Origin of the sequence: Mesorhizobium sp. M0778, from assembly GCF_040320105.1 — a bacterium.
Lineage (GTDB): Bacteria > Pseudomonadota > Alphaproteobacteria > Rhizobiales > Rhizobiaceae > Mesorhizobium.
Window position 1 is genome coordinate 1 of record NZ_JAMYPA010000062.1, and the last position, 520, is coordinate 520.

A 520-nucleotide genomic window follows, 5' to 3' on the forward strand; every position below is an offset into this window, starting at 1 on the left:
CGGCCAGGCAATGATTTCGATCTCTTAGCGGCGCTGGGCGCCGATCTGCCGGGAGCCGTACGGGCGTTGCCAAGTGACGGCGCGATAGCGGTTTCGCAGGATGCTTCAAAGGATAAGCCCAAGGCACGGTTCTCACTTGCCGGCGTGCAGATGAAGCTGTCGGTCAGAATGGAAACTGGAAAAGGCGGGGGCCTTACCTTGCCGATGGACGACGAGCAAGGCCGGTACATCGCCAAGTTTTCTTCAACGGTGTTTCCGGGCGTTTCGGAGAACGAATTCGCCAACCTGGCGCTGGCCGCAGCAATCGGCATGGAGGTGCCTGAATGCGAACTGGTCGAGAAGTCCAATTTTGAGGGCATTCCCGAAGAATTCAACACGCTGTCGGAGGGCAAGGTCCTTCTCGTCAAACGTTTCGATCGCGGCGCCGATGGCGATAGGATTCACATTGAGGATTTTGCTCAGGTCTTCGGTGTCTATTCCTCGCGCAAATACGAGGGCGCTGCTTACCATGACATAGCCT

1 protein-coding gene is annotated in these 520 nt (G+C 57.1%); it reads left to right on the top strand.

The annotated features are described in order from the left end of the window. On the top strand, nt 1-520 hold a 520-nt coding region (locus NKI22_RS31400; RefSeq protein WP_352959708.1), incomplete at both ends, for a type II toxin-antitoxin system HipA family toxin.